A 17,487-nucleotide genomic window follows, 5' to 3' on the forward strand; every position below is an offset into this window, starting at 1 on the left:
GCACGCGTTCCAGTAACCAAGCGAAAGCACCTGTTGGGCCAATCCAGACGTCGCCGGGAGGGCATCTCACCCGGATTGGCCGAATTTTGATCTGGATCATGGAGCCCGGTCCGTCAGCAGGACAATCTAGTCCCGCCCTCACTCGTAAGGGGGGCTGTCTCAACGGGAACTCCAGGGATCATTGCTGTGAGCAAGCTCGCAAGGATTGAACGCGATCCGAATTACCAGGAGCTCGTGCGCCGACGTTCGTCGCTGGGCTGGACGCTGTCGCTGATCATGCTTGTCATCTACTTCGGCTTTATTTTGCTGGTAGCCTACGCTCCCAAGTTTCTGGGCACCCCACTTGGCAGCGGCGTGACGACGATCGGCATTCCAATCGGATTGTCCGTCATCGTGCTCGCTTTCGTGCTGACGGGCATCTACGTGCGGCAGGCGAATTCCAGCTACGACGTACTCATTCGCAAGATTGTCGAGGAGAACCCCTCATGAAAAAGGTCTCCTGGTTGCTTGTGCTCCTGCTCGCGAGCATCCCCACGCTCGCACTTGCCGCCGGCGCCGTCGAGGGTGGCTCCAAGCAGGCGATCAACTGGTCGGCGATCGGTATGTTCGTCGGGTTCGTCGGCTTGACGCTCGTCATCACCTATTGGGCCGCAAAGCGGACCGCGTCGGCTGCAGACTTCTACTCGGCCGGCGGCGGAATCACCGGCTTCCAGAACGGGCTTGCGATCGCCGGCGACTACATGTCGGCGGCTTCATTCCTCGGCATTTCCGGCCTCGTCTACACATCCGGCTACGACGGCTTGATCTACTCCGTCGGATGGCTCGTGGGTTGGCCGATCGTCACGTTTCTGATCGCCGAGCAGCTACGCAATCTCGGCAAGTTCACCTTTGCCGACGTCACGTCGTTTCGGCTCGGGCAGACCGACATCCGTATCCTGGCGGCCTGCGGCTCGCTGGTGACCGTTGCGTTCTACCTGATCGCGCAGATGGTCGGGGCAGGCAAGCTGATCCAGCTGCTGTTCGGCCTCGACTACTGGATCGCGGTCGTCCTGGTCGGCGGCCTGATGATGATCTACGTGACCTTCGGTGGAATGAAGGCAACGACCTGGGTGCAGATCATCAAGGCGGTGCTGCTGCTCTCGGGCGCAACGTTCATGGCCGGAGCCGTCCTCTACAAGTTCGGGTTCAGTCCGGAAGCCCTGTTCACCAAGGCAACCGAGGTGCATCCCAAGAAGCTCGCGATCATGGAGCCCGGCAGCCTCATTTCCAACCCGCTGTCGGCGATCTCGCTCGGCCTTGCGCTGATGTTCGGAACGGCCGGTCTGCCGCATATCCTGATGCGCTTCTTCACGGTGAAGGACGCCCAGGCTGCGCGCAAATCGGTGTTCTATGCCACGGGCTTTATCGGCTATTTCTACATCCTGACCTTCATCATCGGCTTTGGCGCGATCACGCTGGTTTCGACCGATGCGATGTTCCTGGACGGGGCCATTCTTGAACGGACCAAGAGCGGTATCGCGGCGATCAAGGGCGGCTCCAACATGGCCGCGATCCATCTCGCGAACGCCGTCGGCGGCAACCTGTTCCTTGGGTTCATTTCGGCCGTCGCCTTTGCCACCATCCTGGCGGTGGTGTCGGGATTAGCCCTGGCCGGTGCGTCGTCCATCAGCCACGATCTCTACGGCATGGTCATCAAGGGCGGGAATGCCAACGAGCAGGATGAGATCCGCGTCTCGAAGATCGCAACACTGGTCCTCGGCGTGCTGGCGATCTTCCTCGGCATCGTGTTCGAGAACCAGAATGTCGCCTTCATGGTGGGCCTTGCCTTCGCCATCGCGGCTTCCTGCAACTTCCCCGTGCTGGTGATGTCGATCTTCTGGAGAGGCCTGACGACGCGGGGCGCGCTGATCGGCGGTTTCCTCGGTCTCATCAGTGCGGTCGTCGGCGTCGTGCTGTCGCCGGCCGTCTGGGAGGTAACGCTGGGTTTCGCCAAGGGATCGGCGCCGATCAAACTGGACAATCCGGCGCTGTTCTCGATGGCTATCGCCTTTGCCGGCATCTGGCTGTTCTCCACGCTGGACCGCAGCAAGCGTGCCGCTCTCGACCGCGACGGCTTTGATGCACAATATGTTCGGTCCCAGACCGGCATCGGAGCCGCCACCGCCACGACGCACTGAACGAGGTTCCCGGGCGGGCTCTTCGGCATCGGCCGGGACCGGCCGATGCCACGTTTCGAGGGTCAATCGCCGGGGCCTGGATCGTCCGTGTCTTCGGAAGGCCGAAATGCCCAAGGCATTCGACATAAACAATCCACCATTCGATCGCCTGACGCCGAACGAGGCCGAGACGCTGCGAGCGGCGCTCGACGTCGCGTACTTCCGTCCGGGCGAGGCAATCATCCGTAGGGACGCCCCCGCAGATGCCCTCTATGTCGTCATCAAAGGCACAGTCGAGGAGCGCGGTGAAGCCGATCTGCTCGCGCTGCTTGGTCCAAAGGACACCTTCGATAGCCGTGCACTCGTTCACGACCAGAACGGGCACAAGTTTCTCGCCCGCGATGAGACGCTTTGCTATGTGATCCCCCGGAAAGTCGCCCTCAACCTGATCAGGGCCAACCCGCGATTTGCGGCATTCTTCTACCGCGAAATCTCGCAAAAGCTGGATGAGCTCGCCAACGACGAGGAGGCCAGACGTTATGGCTCGCTGATGCACGCCAAGGTTGGCGAGCTATTCCTGCACCCTCCCTCGTTTATGGCTGCGACCGACACGATTGAAGCCGCCGGTCACCTGATGCGCGAGATCAACAGCAACGCGCTGTTCGTTCGCAATGGCGAGCGGATCGGCATTATCACGGGCATGAACCTGTCCAAAGCGGTGGTGTTGCGGCGTCTGCCGATCCAGACTCCGGTGGGCGAGCTCGCGAATTTCGACATCGTGTCGATCCGCCCCGACGATTTCGTCTCCTCGGCTCTCCTGCTCATGACGAAGCACAACAAGCGGCGGCTCGCCGTGCACGACGGTGAACGGTTTGTCGGCATTCTCGAGGAAATCGATCTCCTGGGCTTCCTGGCAGGCAGTGCTCAGGTCGTTGCCGGCCGCATCGATCGAGGCGCCAGCCTGCAGGATCTCGCGAGTGCTGCACGCGAGACCGAGGCGCAAACGCGGGTTCTGCGGCGGCAAGGCGTCAAGGTCGAGGTCATCGCGGAGATCGTCTCCGACCTCAACCGGCGCCTGCTGTCCAGACTGTTCGAGATGGTCGCGCCGGCAGAGCTGCGGACCAGCGGTTGCCTGATCGTGATGGGTAGCGAGGGCCGCGGCGAGCAGACCATGCGCACTGACCAGGACAACGGTCTCATCCTCGATGGTCCGGTTGAGAGCAAATCCCTGGAGTCTTTCCGGAACGAGTTCTCCGGCGCGCTAGGACGTTTCGGGTTTCCGCCCTGCCCCGGCAACATCATGGTGAGCAATCCGGCATGGTCGAAGCCGCTCACCGATTACCTGGCAGATTTCCGTCGCTGGATCGCGCTCCCCGACGAGGCCGCGCACATGAATGTGGCCATCGTCTACGATGCACAGGCGATCGCCGGCAACGCGTCATTGCTGGACAGGGCCAAGGCGACGCTGATCGAGCTGATCCGGGGTGAACAAGCGTTCCTGGCCCACTTTGCGCGCGCAATTGACGCCTTCGAAACGCCAATCGGCCTCTTCAACAACCTGATCACATCCGAGGGTAGCGGAGACGCACTCGACCTCAAGAAAGGCGGAATCTTTCCTATCGTGCACGGCGTTCGCAGCCTGGCGCTCGAACAGGGCCTGCGCGAGACGTCCACCGACAAGCGAATCTCCCGACTATGTGATCTGGGAGTGTTGCGAGCGGATTTTGGACGCGACCTGAAACAGGCCTTCCGGTTCCTGCTGATGCTCCGGCTCGACGGCCAACTGGCCGCATCCGGCGGCGCGTCGGGCACTCTGGTGAGACCCGCGCATTTGTCCAGCATGGAACGTCATCTGCTGCGCGATGCGCTCCAGGTCGTGAAGCAGTTTCGAGAAATTGTCCGTCATCGTTTCAAGCTGGGCATGTTCTAAAGATGTTGCCACGTGCGATCAAACGATTGCTCCATCAGGCGACCCTGAGCGATCAGTCGTATCGATTCATGTTCGATCGGGCTCCGGACGATGACTTTGTCGTCATAGATTGCGAGACCACGGGTCTCAACGTGCGGACGGACGACATCGTCACCATTGCGGCCATCAGGATCCGTGGCAATCGGATTCTGACCAGCGAGCATTTCGAAGCCGTCGTCCACCCGGACAGCGAGATGGGGGCCGAAGCAATCAAGATCCACCGATTGCGTCACTCCGATGTCGAGGCCGCGCCGATCGTCTGGAAAGTACTGCCGAGTTTTCTCCGGTTCATCGGGCCGCGCCCGCTCATCGGCTACTACGTCGACTTCGACATCGCCATGCTGGACAAATACATCCTTCCGCTGGTCGGGATCGAACTGCCGAACGAGCGGATTGAAATTTCACGACTTTACTACGAGCGCAAATACGGTGATGCGCCGCCCAACACCTCGATCGATCTCTCGTTCGCCGCGATCCTCCGCGACCTCAAAATTCCTCCGCTTGCACAGCACGATGCTTTTGACGACGCCTTGATGACCGCAATGATGTTCCTGCAGCTACGCGACCTCGCCGAGCGCGGCATACGGATCGAACGCCAACGCACCAGCCCCGTTTTCAATCCGATCGGAGCATAACCTGGGCCAAGCCTTCAGCTCGATCCGCGAAAGCGGACGGTTGCCGCTGCGCATCAGCATCTGTGATGCTCACGTGCACAGAAAGCTGCCGTAGCTGCCTGTGTGAAACACGAGCGGGACGTCGCACCGTTACCAAACAGGACCCCGGCCGTGTTTCGTCATGGTTTTTTGGGGCTGGTCGGCGCAACGCTGGGACGCGCGCGGCTCTGGCGCCTATCGCCGGGTTTCTTGACCGAGGCGGCAATCAATCCTTCTCGGATAGCCTGCTTCCGAGCCAGCTTGCGAGCACGACGAACGGCTTCGGACTTTTCGCGCGCCGCTCTTTCCGAGGGCTTCTCATAGAAGCTCGCCCGCTTCATTTCTCTGAACACGCCTTCGCGCTGCATCTTCCTTTTTAGAATTCGAAGTGCTTGTTCGATATTGTTGTCGCGAACGAAGACTTGCATTTCGTCATAGCTCCTTGTCGCTGCGTCCTCTGGGGGAAGGCGCAGCCCAGTCGCCTCGGCAATTTCTGCTGGAGATCAATCGTCAGTGGACGCGTCAGACCCTCAGGTTTTCTGCGCTGCTTTTGCCACGCCTGGGGTCGACCTTGACTTCGTAGGAGACCTTTTGGCCTTCTGCCAGGCCAGAAAGGCCCGCGCGTTGGACCGCGCTGATGTGAACGAAAATATCGTTGCCGCCATCATCCGGAGCGATAAATCCAAACCCCTTTTGACCATTAAACCACTTCACCGTACCCGTCGCCATATTATCACTTCCTTGTTCTTTGCTGGTGGATCTGCTCACTGTCCGAGGCAGGACCGCGACTTTTGCTCACCCTGCCACAGCCCAACGCCATGAGCGCCAACCAGACTCGCGGCTTCAACCATGGCCGAGCCGACTTCACTTCAGGAGATGTTATGGCGCGAGATGACTTTTGCCGTCGGTGCTTAAATGTACGCCTCGATCATCGCTGCGCTCTCTGTGAGAGCGCCTTCCGCTTTAGGGGGTCTTTCGCTTGCTCCAACGCCAAAGGTCTTAGTGAGGATTCGCCGCCGTTCGTCCGTGATGATCGGCAAGCCGACCCGATCCGCACCAACGGTCCCACAACGGGCGGCCGCTACGGGACCGTTGGAGCGATGCCTATCGGGTTGCCGATATGCCCTCCCATAAAAGGCGACAGAACCGAGGCTTGCAATTGTCCCTAAAGACAATTGCCCGCCAGAGACGGCCGTCCCAGTTGCTTCGGGCACGCAAGGTCAGAATGATTCGCGCCGGGGTGGGGAAAATCCAATAAGGGACCCAATGATTTCGCGGCCCCGGATCACAAAACAGCCGTCGATGCACGTCCCGACCACGCGTTTTGCGACGAATATCTCGAGCTCGTTCCGGTCGAACGCCGGAGTGGCACTCGATGCATGGCGAGGGTCGATCATTTCTGGTAAGTACATAAACGCCGGAACACTCAGGCATCTTCTTCGATGATCAGCAGCGGCGCGTCGGGCCTCCCATGATCACCTCGATGAAAACTGAATTCTTTTTCGGGTTCCTGATCGGCTTCGTGACCGGCGTGCTGCTCTGCGTCGGGGTCATGTTTCTGATAGAACCCCACCATTTCCCCTGAAAGGCGCATACCGGCAAACAGGATGTGCATCAGCGCACAAGCTGACGAAGATCGCGGCGTGCGACCGCCTGCGAAAGCGGGGGAAATATTCGACGAGCAAGGGAGCCTCCAAATGTACGCCAATATTCTCTTGAGCACGGATGGATCGGATGTCGCGAAAAAAGGCATTGAGCATGGGATTGGTTTGGCAAAGGCCTTGAGCGCCAAAGTGACAGTCATCACCGTAACGGAACCGCTCCCGGTCGACTATGGCGGCGGACACGCCGGAGGGTGGATTCCCTCACAGGAAGAGTTTGATCGCTTTGACGCAGCCTGCAAGGAACGTGCGGGCAAAGTGCTCGATGAAGCTCGAGCTATGGCGGAGCGGATCGGGATATCCGTAGAACTCCTGCATGTTCCGAATGCGCACCCAGCTACTACGATTATCGAAACAGCAAAGTCTGGAGGCTGCGACCTAATCGTCATGGGCTCTCATGGGCGTCGCGGCCTCAGGAAGCTATTCCTGGGGAGCCAAACATCGGAGGTCCTGGCCGACGGAAGCGTGCCGGTGCTGGTCGTGCACTAAAGCGCGATGAGATTGGGATGAACCGTCATCGCGCCTTCCCGGAAAGCCGCTTCGCACTTGTCCGGATCATGCTTTGGCGGACACTGCGCGCTGGGTCCACGCGGGACGCCTGAGCGCAGGTATCCTTCGGATTTGGGGCGCGGACGGGCAGCGCTTGTCATCGGTAGCCCGCGACCGCTTTCGAACCCAAAACGGATGAAGCTTGCGGCGAGTTAATCTGCCTTACCAAGAAGATATTTGCAGCGGCGCGTGTTCTGCGGTTGTTGCACCGTGGTGTTTCCATCGAAGCGTAGCCTCCTCGCCGCACGAGGGGTCTTTAGTGGAGGAGACGCTCGGCCCGGAAGTCTCCCCGACCCTCCGGGCCGTTTTCTACTGCGCCTAGGATTTAGATCCATTCGCGCAAGGTCCATTCAGCACATCGTTAGCCTTGCCGCCCCCGTCCGCTCCTCTTCCGACAACAGACGTCGCAGCGTTCTGAGCGTGGTCAGCTAAGGCCAGAAACGGACGTCAACCGTTTCCGTCGAACCCAAAGATGCGCTTCCAGTCGTTCTTCATGCTGATAACGGTCCAGTTCTTCTTCTTCGCTTCCTCATAGAGGTCTTGACTGAACGCGCCCACTTTGGTCTCGGGAAGTCCCTGTGCTGGTCCGTACGCGTACTCGCGTTGCGCGTCGTCGTGCATGACCAGCATCATCAGCCGCGCACCGTCGCCAGCGCCCGTGTATTCAAGCATCTCCCGGTCGCCGTCCGAGTTTCCAAACGACGCTCGAGGCCGCCTGCCGATCATCAAATGGATGCCTTCGGGCTTCCCAGCCTTGTCGTCGTTCAGAAGCAACGTGGGCTCTTTGGTTAGGAACGGCGTGCCGTCCTTCTGGTATCCGAACTTCGTGCCAGCAGCCGTACCCACCACCTGCTCGGGCGGAATGCCGTAGACACGCTCGCTGTAAACACGCACAAAGTCCTGACCGCCGCCGGTCACGATGTAGGTCTTGAAGCCGTTACTGCGCAGATACTGCATCACTTCCAGCATGGGTTGGTAGATGAGGTCGGTGTAGGGTCGCTTCCAGCGTCCGTCCTTTGCGCTCGTCACCCATTTCTTTACGTCCACGTCGAAGTCGTCCACTGACATGCCGGTCAGCGTGGCGAAGAGGACTTTTTCGAGATCATGTAGCGAGAGCTTGGCGATTGCCTCGCGATTTCCCGACAGGACCGTCTTGAATGGCTCAACGTCTTTGAGCTTCGGGTCTTGTTCGACCAAGGCTGGCACCCTGTCCAAGCAGTAAACAACCTGCGAGTAGACCGGGTGCTCAACCCATAACGTGCCATCCTGGTCAAAGGTGGCGATACGCCCCTCGGGCGGCACGAATTTGGAACTGGCTTGATCGGTCGTGGAACGGACGAAATCAAGGATCGCTTTCTTCGCCGGCCCTTCGTTCCAAGAACCCAACGGTTCGTCCTGTGTCGACCGCATTTGTGCGGATGCAGAAAGGGAGAGACCGGACAGGGCCGGAACCATCGCAAATCCTGAAAGCAGCACGCGGCGATTGATGCCAGACAACGACTTGTTGGGCTTCATCTTGGACCTCCTGCGACTTGCCCGAAATAATCGAAGCGCCGCCCCCGCCGCGCCAAGAGACAGAATGACGCGATTGCGAATTGATCTAAATCAATGAATGTCGGCCTCGGGTCTTGGCAGACCTCGACCAACTTGCGGCCGCATGTCTGCTTACGACCGAAGCCGACGCGGATTGATGAACTCGAGTCTTGGGAAGCCGCGTGACCGCGGGCCGATGCTCAGGCGCCCGCTCTCGACTTGAGTCCGCCACTAGCGGCCCAGCGGTCCGGGTCGGGACTGTGCCCGATCAGGGCGAGGCCGTAGGCGATCGACTCGAACTGATCTCCCGACATCAGCCGTTCGTTGCCGAACCGCTCGGCGAACAACCGCCGGACGGCGGGCACGAAGGATGTCCCGCCGGTCAAGAACACCTTTTCCACCTCGCGCACCGTGATGCCGGCCTCGCCCAGCACCTTGTCGATGGTCGCGCTGAGCCGGGCGATATCGTCGGCAATCCAGGCTTCGAAGTTTTTCCGTGTGATGGTCGAGCCAATGTCGACCCCGCCGCGATTGAAGCGAAAATCGACCTGATCCTGGGCCGACAGCGCGACCTTGGCGTCGGACACCGCGCGGTACAGCGAAAAGCCGAGGTCGAGATCGACGATGGTGATGAAATCCTCGAGCAGAGCGGGCTTGAGCGCGGTGCGCGCAAGCTCCCGGAGCTGGCGCAGATCGCCGTTGCTCTTCATCATCGCGAGTTGATGCCAGCGCGCGAGGTTGGTGTAGTGGCCGCTGGGGATCGGCAGCACCTTGTCGAACGAGCGGAAGCTGGAGCCCTTGCCCAGCCGCGGCGAGACGACGTGGTCGACGATGCGGTAGTCGAACGTATCGCCCGCGATGCCGATGCCGGCGTGGCCGAGCGGCTCCGCCCGCAAGCTGCCCCCCGTTCGCGAGAAACGCATCACGGAGAAATCGCTCGTGCCGCCGCCGAAATCCGCAACCAATACGGTGGCATCGCGCTCCAGCCGACGGGCGAAGGAGAACGCCGCTCCCACAGGCTCGTAGACATAGCGCGCGTGGCCGGCGCCCAGGCGTTCGAACGCGGCCCGATAGCGCTGCATCGCCAGCGCTTCGTCGGGATTGCCCCCGGCAAAGCGCACAGGGCGGCCGACCGTGATGCTTGCAGCCTCGAAGCCGAATTTGTCACCGCCATGGCGCGCCAGCGTTCGCAGGAACGCCGCGAGAATATCCTCGAACTTGTAGCGCTGCCGGAACACCTGGGTGGAATTGAAGCTGCTGCTGGCAGCGAAGGTCTTGAACGACTGGAGAAAGCGGTAGATGTGGCGTCCTTCGAGAAACTGCTCGATCGCCCACGGGCCGCCTTCAGCCTGGGCTCCGCTTCCCGGCCGGTCCTCCCAGAAGCACAGGGCCGACACAAAGACGCTGTGGCGTTGTCCGCCATGATCGAAGCGGATGGCCTCGACCCGGCGATCGTCCGTCGCGAGCGCGACGACCGTGTTGCTGGTCCCAAAATCGATGCCGATCGAGACGGCGGGCGAGGCGCTCGACATGAACCACTCTGACAGATGATTGGAAAAGGGGGCAGACCATTAGCGGCTTTGAATCGCCCTGCCAAGACCCCGATCCACTGAAATGCCGTCATCCGTCGGCCAAGACCAAGACTGCGCCATGGCGCGGCGAAATCACGTAGAGCTGGTCGGGAAAGACCATCGCGGTGGTGTGCGCCCCCTTCCCGGTCGTGGTCCGTAATCGCGCACCCGTCTTCGGATCGATCGTCTCGATCACACCGGGCTCGCCGATTGCCACATGGACACGGCCGGTCGCCGGGTTGAAGAAGGTCACGTCGGGCGGGCCTGCGATAGGCCAGGCGTTGGTCACCTTTCCAGACGTGATGTCGACCTCCACCAGCTCGCCGTCATCGCAGGCGGCGTAAAGCCGGCGGCTGATGTGATCGATATCGAGACCGTGTGCACCGCCTGATGGCAATGGGCAATGCACGACGTCGCCGAGATCGGGTAGCCGGGCCGTCAGGATCATCGAGGGCTCGCGGATGCAGAGAAACACCCGCTCGGCCGCGTCGTCGGTGACGCACCAGCGCGGCCGGCCGGGCAGATCGATCGCGCGCTGCGTCACCTCATTCAGATCGATGCATTGCAGCGTCGGTCCCCGCTGCGCATCGCCGATGCAGGCGCCGATGCCGATCCCCTTACGCCCAATGATCGCTGCGCCGTTCGGCCGCGGCCCCGACGGGAAGACGCCCTTGATCTCGTAGGTCGCAGCGTCCAGCCAGGAGATCGTGGCTGCGCCGCGGTTTGTGGTCAGGATCTCGCCGTCATCGGCGACCGCACCTGCCACCCCCGGAAAGCCTGGAAGCGTTGCGATGTGCGTGTGCGCGTCGTGATCGATCACCTCGATGCAATCGCGCGCGGTGTGGGCGATGAAGACGCGGCGGGTTCTGGGATCGAAGGCGGCGTGATCGAAGTCGCTGTTCAATCCGCCGGGGATGGCGATGACGCCAAGGGTTTTCAGCGGCACGGTGTCCTCACGAGTTAGCGAAAGGCAAACGGCAGCACCGAGACGATCAGCGACAATCCCGCGAACAGCAGCAGCACCAGCACCGTCTTGCGGAAGGTATCGTCGTCGATCTTTCCAAACAGCCTGAAGCCCGACCAAAGGCCTGCGACCATGAACGGCACGCCCAGCGCATAGAGCACAAGCGTATCCCTGGTAATGGTCCCGGCTGCGGCCTGAGACAGCGAGATCACCACGAAGGCCACGAACAGCACCGGCTGAAACACAGCACGCTGCACCTCCTTGGGCCAGCCGCGCCACTGGCAGGAGATCGTCGAGATGATACCGCCGAGCCCGGTCAGGCCGCCGAGCAGCCCGTTGGAGATGCCGATCGCGATGTCCGCCCCGGTGCCGATCTTCATCGGCGCGAACACCGGCCGCGTGAGGCCACAAATCGAATAGAGCATCAGCAGGACGCCGACGCCGGACCGCAGGTGGGCCGGGTTGAGATAGGCGAGGATGCTGACGCCGATCGGTATGCCGATCACGGTGCCGAGCGTTAGCGGCCAGGCTTTCTTGAGGTCGAGCACATGCCGCAGCTTGAAGATGCCGTAGCCTTGCGTGAGCAGGCCATAGCCCGCGATCAGCGTGGCGGTCTGCATCGGCGTGATGATGTGCAGCCAGACGCCGGATACGACGAGGCCCATGGCGAAGCCGGAGAAGCCACTGACGAAGCCGCCGACGAGCGCGGCAAGCGCAAACAGCGCGAAGACAAGTCCATCCATAAGTCGCCTCCCAACGCTGCTTCGAAATCTCTTGATCCAGACCATTCGGAGCCGCGCCGACAGCGTGACGCATCAATATTTCGGCCGGTGCGAATTGGCCCATTCGCGGGCATGATCAATGGGAGCTCGAGGTGGTAGAATTGCCCGCAACTTCCTCGTTGTGGGCAGGCTTTCCATTCGCTCGCGCCACCGGCAAAAGGCGGGGAATTGCGGATACATCTTGCGGCCCTCCTCGGTCAGGCTAAACGCGAAGGTACTTGGCAGGATGAAGAAATCCGCAAGCGTGATCTCGGCACCGATCAGATATTCCCGCCCATGCGATAGCTCGCGCTCCAGGACGGCAAGCCCAAGCTCGACTTTTGGCAGCGCATGCGCCACGACCTTTTCATCGGATGCGATGCCAAGCTCGGGAAAGACGAGCCGTTCATGCGTCACATGATAGATCATGTATGGGTAGTAGTAGGAGTTGACCGCGCTGATCCACTGGTTCATGCGGGCACGGTCACCGACGTCCTGCGGCGTCAGGCGTGGCCCGGAAAACGCCTCGTCTACATAGGAGGCAATCGCACTGGTCTCGTAGATCGTAAGACCGCCGTGCTGCAGGATCGGTACACGGTTGAACGGATGCAACGCCAGATGCTCCGGCTTGCCCATCACCGCTTCAAGGTCATGAAAGGAATACGGCACGTCCTTGTGCGTCAGCACAAGCCTAACGATGTTGACGTAAGTGCTTCGCGGGAAGCCATATACAATCGGATCGGGCATTGTAGTCTCACTCGATGGGCGGTTGATCGGACGTCACCACCAGAAGGGCTTGTCGGCCTCTTGCAGTGCTTGCTCGCGAGTCATGCCGATGTCCGAGAGCCGATGGGGATCATCAGCGAGATCGCGGAGCGCCTTGCGCTGTCTGTGTCGCGCCCGCATAAGGCAAATTCGACGCCAGGCCAGGCCGGCGCCGGTGCCCCACTTTTTCTGATGAAGTAACGAACCATGGCGATCCACACGAATGGTCGAGGTTGACATCGACAAGCTCCAAAACTCATGAAATGTTGATCTGGAGCCTTTCAATAATTCCGCCGGCAGGCTGACGGCAAACCATCCTTTCTCGTCCCTGCCCTAGCTTAGCTTATGAAGTTAGTCGCACGATGCGCCCGCGCCTGCCGCCCCTCAACAACCTGAAAGCGTTCGAAGCCGCCGCACGGCACGAAAGCTTCACGCGCGCTGCCGAGGAACTCTGTGTTACGCAGGGTGCGGTAAGCCAGCAGGTCAAGGCGCTCGAACAGGGGCTCGGACTCAAGCTGTTCAATCGTGAACGCCAGCGTCTGGTCATCACGGAAGCGGGGCGCGACTATCTCACGGTCGTGCGCGACGCCCTGGACCGGATTGCAGTTGGCACCGAGCGACTTCTCCAACGTCAGAACGCCGGTGTTCTGACCGTCAGCACCTCGCCCGACTTCGCCGCCAAATGGCTCGTGCATCGTCTCGGTCATTTTGCCGAAGCGCACTCCGGCATCGATCTCCGCGTCTCGGCAACGCTGCATCATGTGGACTTCGCGCGCGAGGACGTCGACCTTGCCGTCCGGCACGGCGACGGCAACTGGCCGGGGTTCGATACCGTCCAGTTGAGCGGCGAGCGGCTTTTTGCAGTTTGCAGCCCGAAGCTGCTCTTGGGACGCCGCAGACTCAGAGAGCCCACGGACATCCTGAAGTTTCCTCTGATCCATCTGGACAGCCGGGCGGATTGGACGCATTGGCTGCGGGAGGCCGGAGTCGATGAGAGCGCGGTCACACATGGACCGCTTCTCAACCGAGCGAGCATGGTCATTGATGCCGCCATCAATGGGCAGGGCATTGCGCTGGCGCGAACGACCTTGGCCGCATGGGATCTGATCAACGGCCGGTTGATACGCCCCTTTCCGAATTCGCTTCCATTGTCGAAGACGTATTGGATTGTGTGCCCCAAAGCGACGTCGAACGTGCCGAAGATCGTGACGTTCCGAAACTGGCTTTTGGCGGAAGCGGCAGAGGATGCACGCCGCCTTAAATCGGCGCTTCGGCGATAAGGGGCGATAGGCCAACGCTGGAGCGGACCAAGCAAGCGGTCGCCGCCCGATGGCAAAGTCGGGTGCAAGGCGCTTCGGGCATTCCCGGAAACCTTCGTCGCTTTTGCACATGTGCTGCCTCCCGACAAATCGACCTCACGGCATCGGCTTGAACACCCATATGGCTGCCGACCCGGCGAAGCCCGCACGGACGGCGACAAACAGACGGTCCATCTCCGGCACAAACAGTGAAGTTCGCGCACCTGTCGCGGTCGGTATGCGCGCGGTCCCCCGATAGGTCGCGCCGTCGATTTCAAACACGTCGACATAACCCGTGCCGCAGCTCACATAGACGCGTTCACGCTTTGCATCGATGAAGAGATCGTCGACATCGCCGCAGGTTTCGGCCTTGGCGACGGGCTTGCCGTCTGTCGAGGAGAGGACAGCAAGCTCGGCCGGGCTGCGGAACACCAGAAGGACGCGGTTTCGGTTGTAATCGACGGTCATCGCGAAATTCCCGCCTTTGTCCATCGGCCAATTGGCGAGCTGTTTCCCCGAATGGCTGTCCATCACCGCGACGGCGTGGGCGTCAGGCAGGTTTACGAAGATGCGACCGGTCTCCGGCTCGATCTGGAAGCTTTCGGGGTGCGCTTTCAACGGCACATCCCGGACCTTCTTGCGGCTCGAAGCATCGACGATCGCCAATGCGCCATCGCCGTAGCCGACGATGACCCGTTGGGCAGCGGCATCGATGCGAACATTGTCAGCATCGCTTCCAAGCTCGATTTGCCCCTTCGCCTTGTAGTCGTTGCCATCGAACAGCTTCACCGAGCCATCTCGGGCATTGGCGACGAACAGGGTATCGGTCGTTGGCTCATAGCCAACGCCTTGCGGCTCATTCAACCCGGATATCGTGCACATCACGCTGCGACTTGCGAGATCGACGACGCCGACGCTGTCGTTGCCGAGCTCGGCTATGAACAACCGCTGTCGCTTCAGGTCGACTGCCAAGTGATCGATCCGTCCACGCACCTTGCCCAACAGAATCTTGGCCTCGAGTTGCAGGGGGCCGTTCTCTTCCGCTTGAGCGGACGTCGCAGCGCCGCCCAGCACGACGCCGGCCAACGCCACGACCAATTTCCTGAACCAATGGGACATCGTCGCCCCCGTTGCGTTCGAGTAGTGCACCCTCACTCAGCCTCATCGCAGGATCGGATAGGAGATCAAGCCGACGACTGCGGTTGCCGCGATCAGCAGCGGATTGCCGGCGAGACATTTTCGTCAGCGGCCGCCACCCGGATATTGCGGGTCGAGTCCCCTTTGTTCGTTCACGCGTTCCTCCTCAGGTTTCCCTCGCGTATTGTTCGTACAGCTTGGCGGCGTTGTCCCAGCGAATGGCCTCCATGTAGACGTCGACATAGCGGGCGGCCGCAGCGCCGAAGTCCATGTGATAGGCGTGCTCATACATGTCGAGCACCAGCACCGGGCGACCTCCGGCAAGCGTTGTCGTATGGTCGGCGGCCCATTGATTGATGAGCCGCCTGTCGCGCGGTGAATAGGAAAGTATCACCCAACCCGAACCACCGCCTTCCGCCTTGCCCATCGCCGCGAATTCCGTCCGCCAGCGCTCCACGCTGCCGAAGTCGCGCGCAATCGCGTCGGCGAGCGCGCCGCTCGGCCCGCCCGCACCGCCGAGGCCGTCGAAGTAGACCTCGTGCAGGATCATCGAGTTCGACGCGATCAGCTCTTCGCGCTTCAGGCCGTTGATGACGAAGTTCGGCGCCTTGGCGAAGTCGAGCTCGGCAAGCTGCGCGCCGATCGCGTTGAGCCGCTTCACCGCGCCGACGTAGTTGTTCTCGTAGTGGCTCACGAGTATTTTTTCGGAGATGCCGCTGATCGACTTTGGATCGAACGGTATCGGTTTGGCCTGGTAAGACATCGCCTGACTCCTTTGCGCTATCGCGTCCCGTCACCGGTCTTGCGACCATTGCCTCAGCTCTTCGTGCTTGCGGTCTTGTCGAGCGCGGCGCGCAGGCCCCTGGCGAGCTTGACCGCGTCGTCGTTGGCCCAGAAATGCATGAAGAACAGCCGCGGCTGCTCGTCGAGCATGTGGCTGTGCAGCGCGGTCACCTCGATGCCGTTCGACTTGAGCGCCGCAATCACCGGGTTCACCTCCTCGCCTGTCAGCACGAAATCGCCGGTGATGGCAGCCTTGCCGCCGCCGGTCGGCTGGAAGTTGATGCCGGTCGCAACTCCCAGCGGTCCGACGGGATTGAGCGGCATGCCGCCTTCGCTGATGGGATCGCGACGCGGCACGGTGAACGCGTAGACGCCACCGTTGGCCTGTCCCTTGACGCCGATGATCTGATCGAGCTGCCCCGTGTCGAGATCGACCGCGGGCGGCGGACTCGACGGCGCGGCGACGGTGAGCGGCGTCTTGCTCTCGGCGAGCGCGTCGTGGATGGACGTGGCAAGTCTAACGGGATCGCCATGTCCGGCGACATGCATGTAGAACGTCATAGGATTGGCGCGCAGCAGATGATTGTGCACGGCTGATATCTCGAGCCCACTCGCGATCATCTTAGACATCACCGGATTGATCTCGGATTCGAGCAGCACCAGATCACCCATGATCATCGCGCCGCCATGCGCGGGCTTGAACGCGATCCAGCCACCGAGCGCAAGCGCCGGCTTGATGGCCACGCCGTCGAGCGTCACGGCAAGATCGCTGCGCGGAAAGCCGTAACGATGCACGTCGCCGGCCACTGCCGGCTTTCGTCCCAGCGTGTCATCGACCCTTTGCCAGTCGATGTCCTGGGCGCGCGCGGGCAAAAGTCCGCTGATCGCCATCAACAGCAGTGCCGCACAAGAGATGATGGATTTGCGCATGATTGTTCTCCTGGTTGTGTCCTGCCCCAGGGCAACAGGCGCCGCTCCGCGGAGGCAGCGCGCCTCAACGTGCGCCGGCGCGCTCGTGGTGCCGGCAAGTCGAGATCGTTTGTCTGGTGAAATCGGGATGGGAGCTGACATGCGGCGTCCTTGCGAAGTCAGGACGCGATTCTTGGGCATGTCGCCTCACGGGGAGATCGCACATCCCCGTCAGGCGAATAAAGACCCTGTCGCCCCACGGCGTCAACCTGGGTGGAGCCGATCGGGCTTGGGGACGGCTACAGCAACGAAAACGGCCCCGTTTTGCTCCATTTTCGCAGCTTTATGCCCGAAACAGCTGCTTTAGGGGATTTCTATGCTGCAATGCGGGATGCCGAATGCTGCTATGCAAACAAACCGATTGCCGTTGGCATCTGGTATACATAGATTGCCTTTCAAGGATGAGACAGCAATACTGACCGTCTTGAGAAAGGGAACTTCCGATGTCCAAGTCCGCCGCCGTCGCGCTCCAGCCCTCCAGCTCCCTGATCAGCCGCCTCGTGGCCGCGATCGACCGCCTGCTGATGGCAAGCGCCGAGATCTCCATCCGCAACGGCGACCAGCCGCGCTTCGGCCTCTGAGACCTTCAGCGCGTCGAATTGTCGCGCCGAGTTTAAATCTCCCGAATTGCGACTTTCGATGAATGGCCCCTCTGCGCGGGGCCATTTCTATTTGCGCATACGGCTCGTTGCGCGACCTCCACACAAGCAGGTTGCGG

The 17,487-nt window shown here is 61.1% G+C and carries 19 protein-coding genes; 7 read left to right on the forward strand and 12 right to left on the reverse strand.

The window, feature by feature from the left end; all coding sequences use genetic code 11:
• Window positions 1-186: 186 nt before the first annotated feature.
• The 4 genes from YUU_RS0104135 to YUU_RS0104150 all read left to right on the forward strand — a co-directional run bounded on the left by YUU_RS0104135 (window position 187) and on the right by YUU_RS0104150 (window position 4,760).
• A complete protein-coding gene (locus YUU_RS0104135; RefSeq protein ID WP_027521228.1) occupies window positions 187-489 on the forward strand; it encodes a DUF485 domain-containing protein in 303 nt (100 codons plus the stop codon).
• A complete protein-coding gene (locus YUU_RS0104140) occupies window positions 486-2,177 on the forward strand; it encodes a cation acetate symporter (RefSeq protein WP_027521229.1) in 1,692 nt (563 codons plus the stop codon). The genes YUU_RS0104135 and YUU_RS0104140 overlap by 4 nt, the downstream gene beginning before the upstream one ends.
• A gap of 106 nt (window positions 2,178-2,283) precedes the next feature.
• A complete protein-coding gene (locus tag YUU_RS0104145; protein ID WP_027521230.1) occupies window positions 2,284-4,086 on the forward strand; it encodes a putative nucleotidyltransferase substrate binding domain-containing protein in 1,803 nt (600 codons plus the stop codon).
• 2 nt (window positions 4,087-4,088) lie between these two features.
• Window positions 4,089-4,760 (forward strand): 3'-5' exonuclease, encoded by a 672-nt coding sequence (locus YUU_RS0104150; RefSeq protein WP_027521231.1) that lies wholly within the window; start codon window positions 4,089-4,091, stop codon window positions 4,758-4,760.
• A 158-nt stretch (window positions 4,761-4,918) separates the two neighbouring features.
• Here YUU_RS0104150 and rpsU read toward each other — a convergent pair whose 3' ends face one another.
• From rpsU to YUU_RS58350, 3 genes are all read right to left on the reverse strand, one after another.
• Entirely contained in the window at window positions 4,919-5,206 is a 288-nt protein-coding gene (rpsU, locus tag YUU_RS56070) for a 30S ribosomal protein S21 (RefSeq protein WP_084801323.1), read from the reverse strand.
• A 94-nt stretch (window positions 5,207-5,300) separates the two neighbouring features.
• A complete protein-coding gene (locus YUU_RS0104155; RefSeq protein ID WP_027521232.1) occupies window positions 5,301-5,507 on the reverse strand; it encodes a cold-shock protein in 207 nt (68 codons plus the stop codon).
• A 697-nt stretch (window positions 5,508-6,204) separates the two neighbouring features.
• Entirely contained in the window at window positions 6,205-6,393 is a 189-nt protein-coding gene (locus tag YUU_RS58350; RefSeq protein WP_156944081.1) for a hypothetical protein, read from the reverse strand.
• Window positions 6,394-6,475: 82 nt separating this feature from the next.
• Here YUU_RS58350 and YUU_RS0104165 point away from each other — a divergent pair, with 82 nt between their 5' ends.
• Window positions 6,476-6,928 (forward strand): universal stress protein, encoded by a 453-nt coding sequence (locus YUU_RS0104165; protein ID WP_027521233.1) that lies wholly within the window; start codon window positions 6,476-6,478, stop codon window positions 6,926-6,928.
• A gap of 507 nt (window positions 6,929-7,435) precedes the next feature.
• Here YUU_RS0104165 and YUU_RS0104170 read toward each other — a convergent pair.
• From YUU_RS0104170 to YUU_RS60075, 6 genes are all read right to left on the reverse strand, one after another.
• The gene (locus YUU_RS0104170; protein WP_035661147.1) at window positions 7,436-8,503 is read right to left on the reverse strand and encodes an HAD family phosphatase; all 1,068 of its coding nucleotides are present in this window, start codon (window positions 8,501-8,503) and stop codon (window positions 7,436-7,438) included.
• 218 nt (window positions 8,504-8,721) lie between these two features.
• Complete coding sequence (locus tag YUU_RS0104175) at window positions 8,722-10,053, reverse strand: Hsp70 family protein (protein WP_027521235.1); 1,332 nt, start codon at window positions 10,051-10,053, stop codon at window positions 8,722-8,724.
• Window positions 10,054-10,141: 88 nt separating this feature from the next.
• Entirely contained in the window at window positions 10,142-11,038 is an 897-nt protein-coding gene (locus tag YUU_RS0104180) for a YncE family protein (RefSeq protein WP_027521236.1), read from the reverse strand.
• A gap of 14 nt (window positions 11,039-11,052) precedes the next feature.
• The gene (locus YUU_RS0104185; RefSeq protein WP_027521237.1) at window positions 11,053-11,799 is read right to left on the reverse strand and encodes a sulfite exporter TauE/SafE family protein; all 747 of its coding nucleotides are present in this window, start codon (window positions 11,797-11,799) and stop codon (window positions 11,053-11,055) included.
• Window positions 11,800-11,871: 72 nt separating this feature from the next.
• The gene (locus YUU_RS0104190) at window positions 11,872-12,564 is read right to left on the reverse strand and encodes a glutathione S-transferase family protein (RefSeq protein WP_027521238.1); all 693 of its coding nucleotides are present in this window, start codon (window positions 12,562-12,564) and stop codon (window positions 11,872-11,874) included.
• A gap of 33 nt (window positions 12,565-12,597) precedes the next feature.
• The gene (locus YUU_RS60075) at window positions 12,598-12,822 is read right to left on the reverse strand and encodes a DUF1127 domain-containing protein (RefSeq protein WP_198031693.1); all 225 of its coding nucleotides are present in this window, start codon (window positions 12,820-12,822) and stop codon (window positions 12,598-12,600) included.
• A gap of 122 nt (window positions 12,823-12,944) precedes the next feature.
• Between YUU_RS60075 and YUU_RS0104200 the strand changes: the two genes are divergently transcribed.
• Window positions 12,945-13,862 carry a transcriptional regulator GcvA gene (locus tag YUU_RS0104200; protein WP_027521239.1) on the forward strand — a complete coding sequence of 306 codons (918 nt, stop codon included), beginning with the start codon at window positions 12,945-12,947 and terminating at the stop codon, window positions 13,860-13,862.
• 135 nt (window positions 13,863-13,997) lie between these two features.
• Here YUU_RS0104200 and YUU_RS0104205 read toward each other — a convergent pair whose 3' ends face one another.
• The 3 genes from YUU_RS0104205 to YUU_RS0104215 form a co-directional block, all read right to left on the reverse strand.
• On the reverse strand, window positions 13,998-14,972 hold the full coding sequence (locus YUU_RS0104205) for a YncE family protein (RefSeq protein ID WP_245287942.1): 975 nt from the start codon (window positions 14,970-14,972) through the stop codon (window positions 13,998-14,000).
• A 211-nt stretch (window positions 14,973-15,183) separates the two neighbouring features.
• On the reverse strand, window positions 15,184-15,780 hold the full coding sequence (locus tag YUU_RS0104210) for a superoxide dismutase (RefSeq protein WP_027521241.1): 597 nt from the start codon (window positions 15,778-15,780) through the stop codon (window positions 15,184-15,186).
• Window positions 15,781-15,833: 53 nt separating this feature from the next.
• A complete protein-coding gene (locus YUU_RS0104215) occupies window positions 15,834-16,730 on the reverse strand; it encodes a DUF1259 domain-containing protein (protein ID WP_027521242.1) in 897 nt (298 codons plus the stop codon).
• Window positions 16,731-17,212: 482 nt separating this feature from the next.
• On the opposite strand from YUU_RS0104215, the gene YUU_RS60080 reads away from it, so the two are divergent.
• On the forward strand, window positions 17,213-17,350 hold the full coding sequence (locus tag YUU_RS60080) for a hypothetical protein (protein WP_198031694.1): 138 nt from the start codon (window positions 17,213-17,215) through the stop codon (window positions 17,348-17,350).
• The last annotated feature ends 137 nt before the right edge of the window (window positions 17,351-17,487 follow it).

This window comes from Bradyrhizobium sp. Ec3.3, assembly GCF_000472925.1.
GTDB lineage: Bacteria > Pseudomonadota > Alphaproteobacteria > Rhizobiales > Xanthobacteraceae > Bradyrhizobium.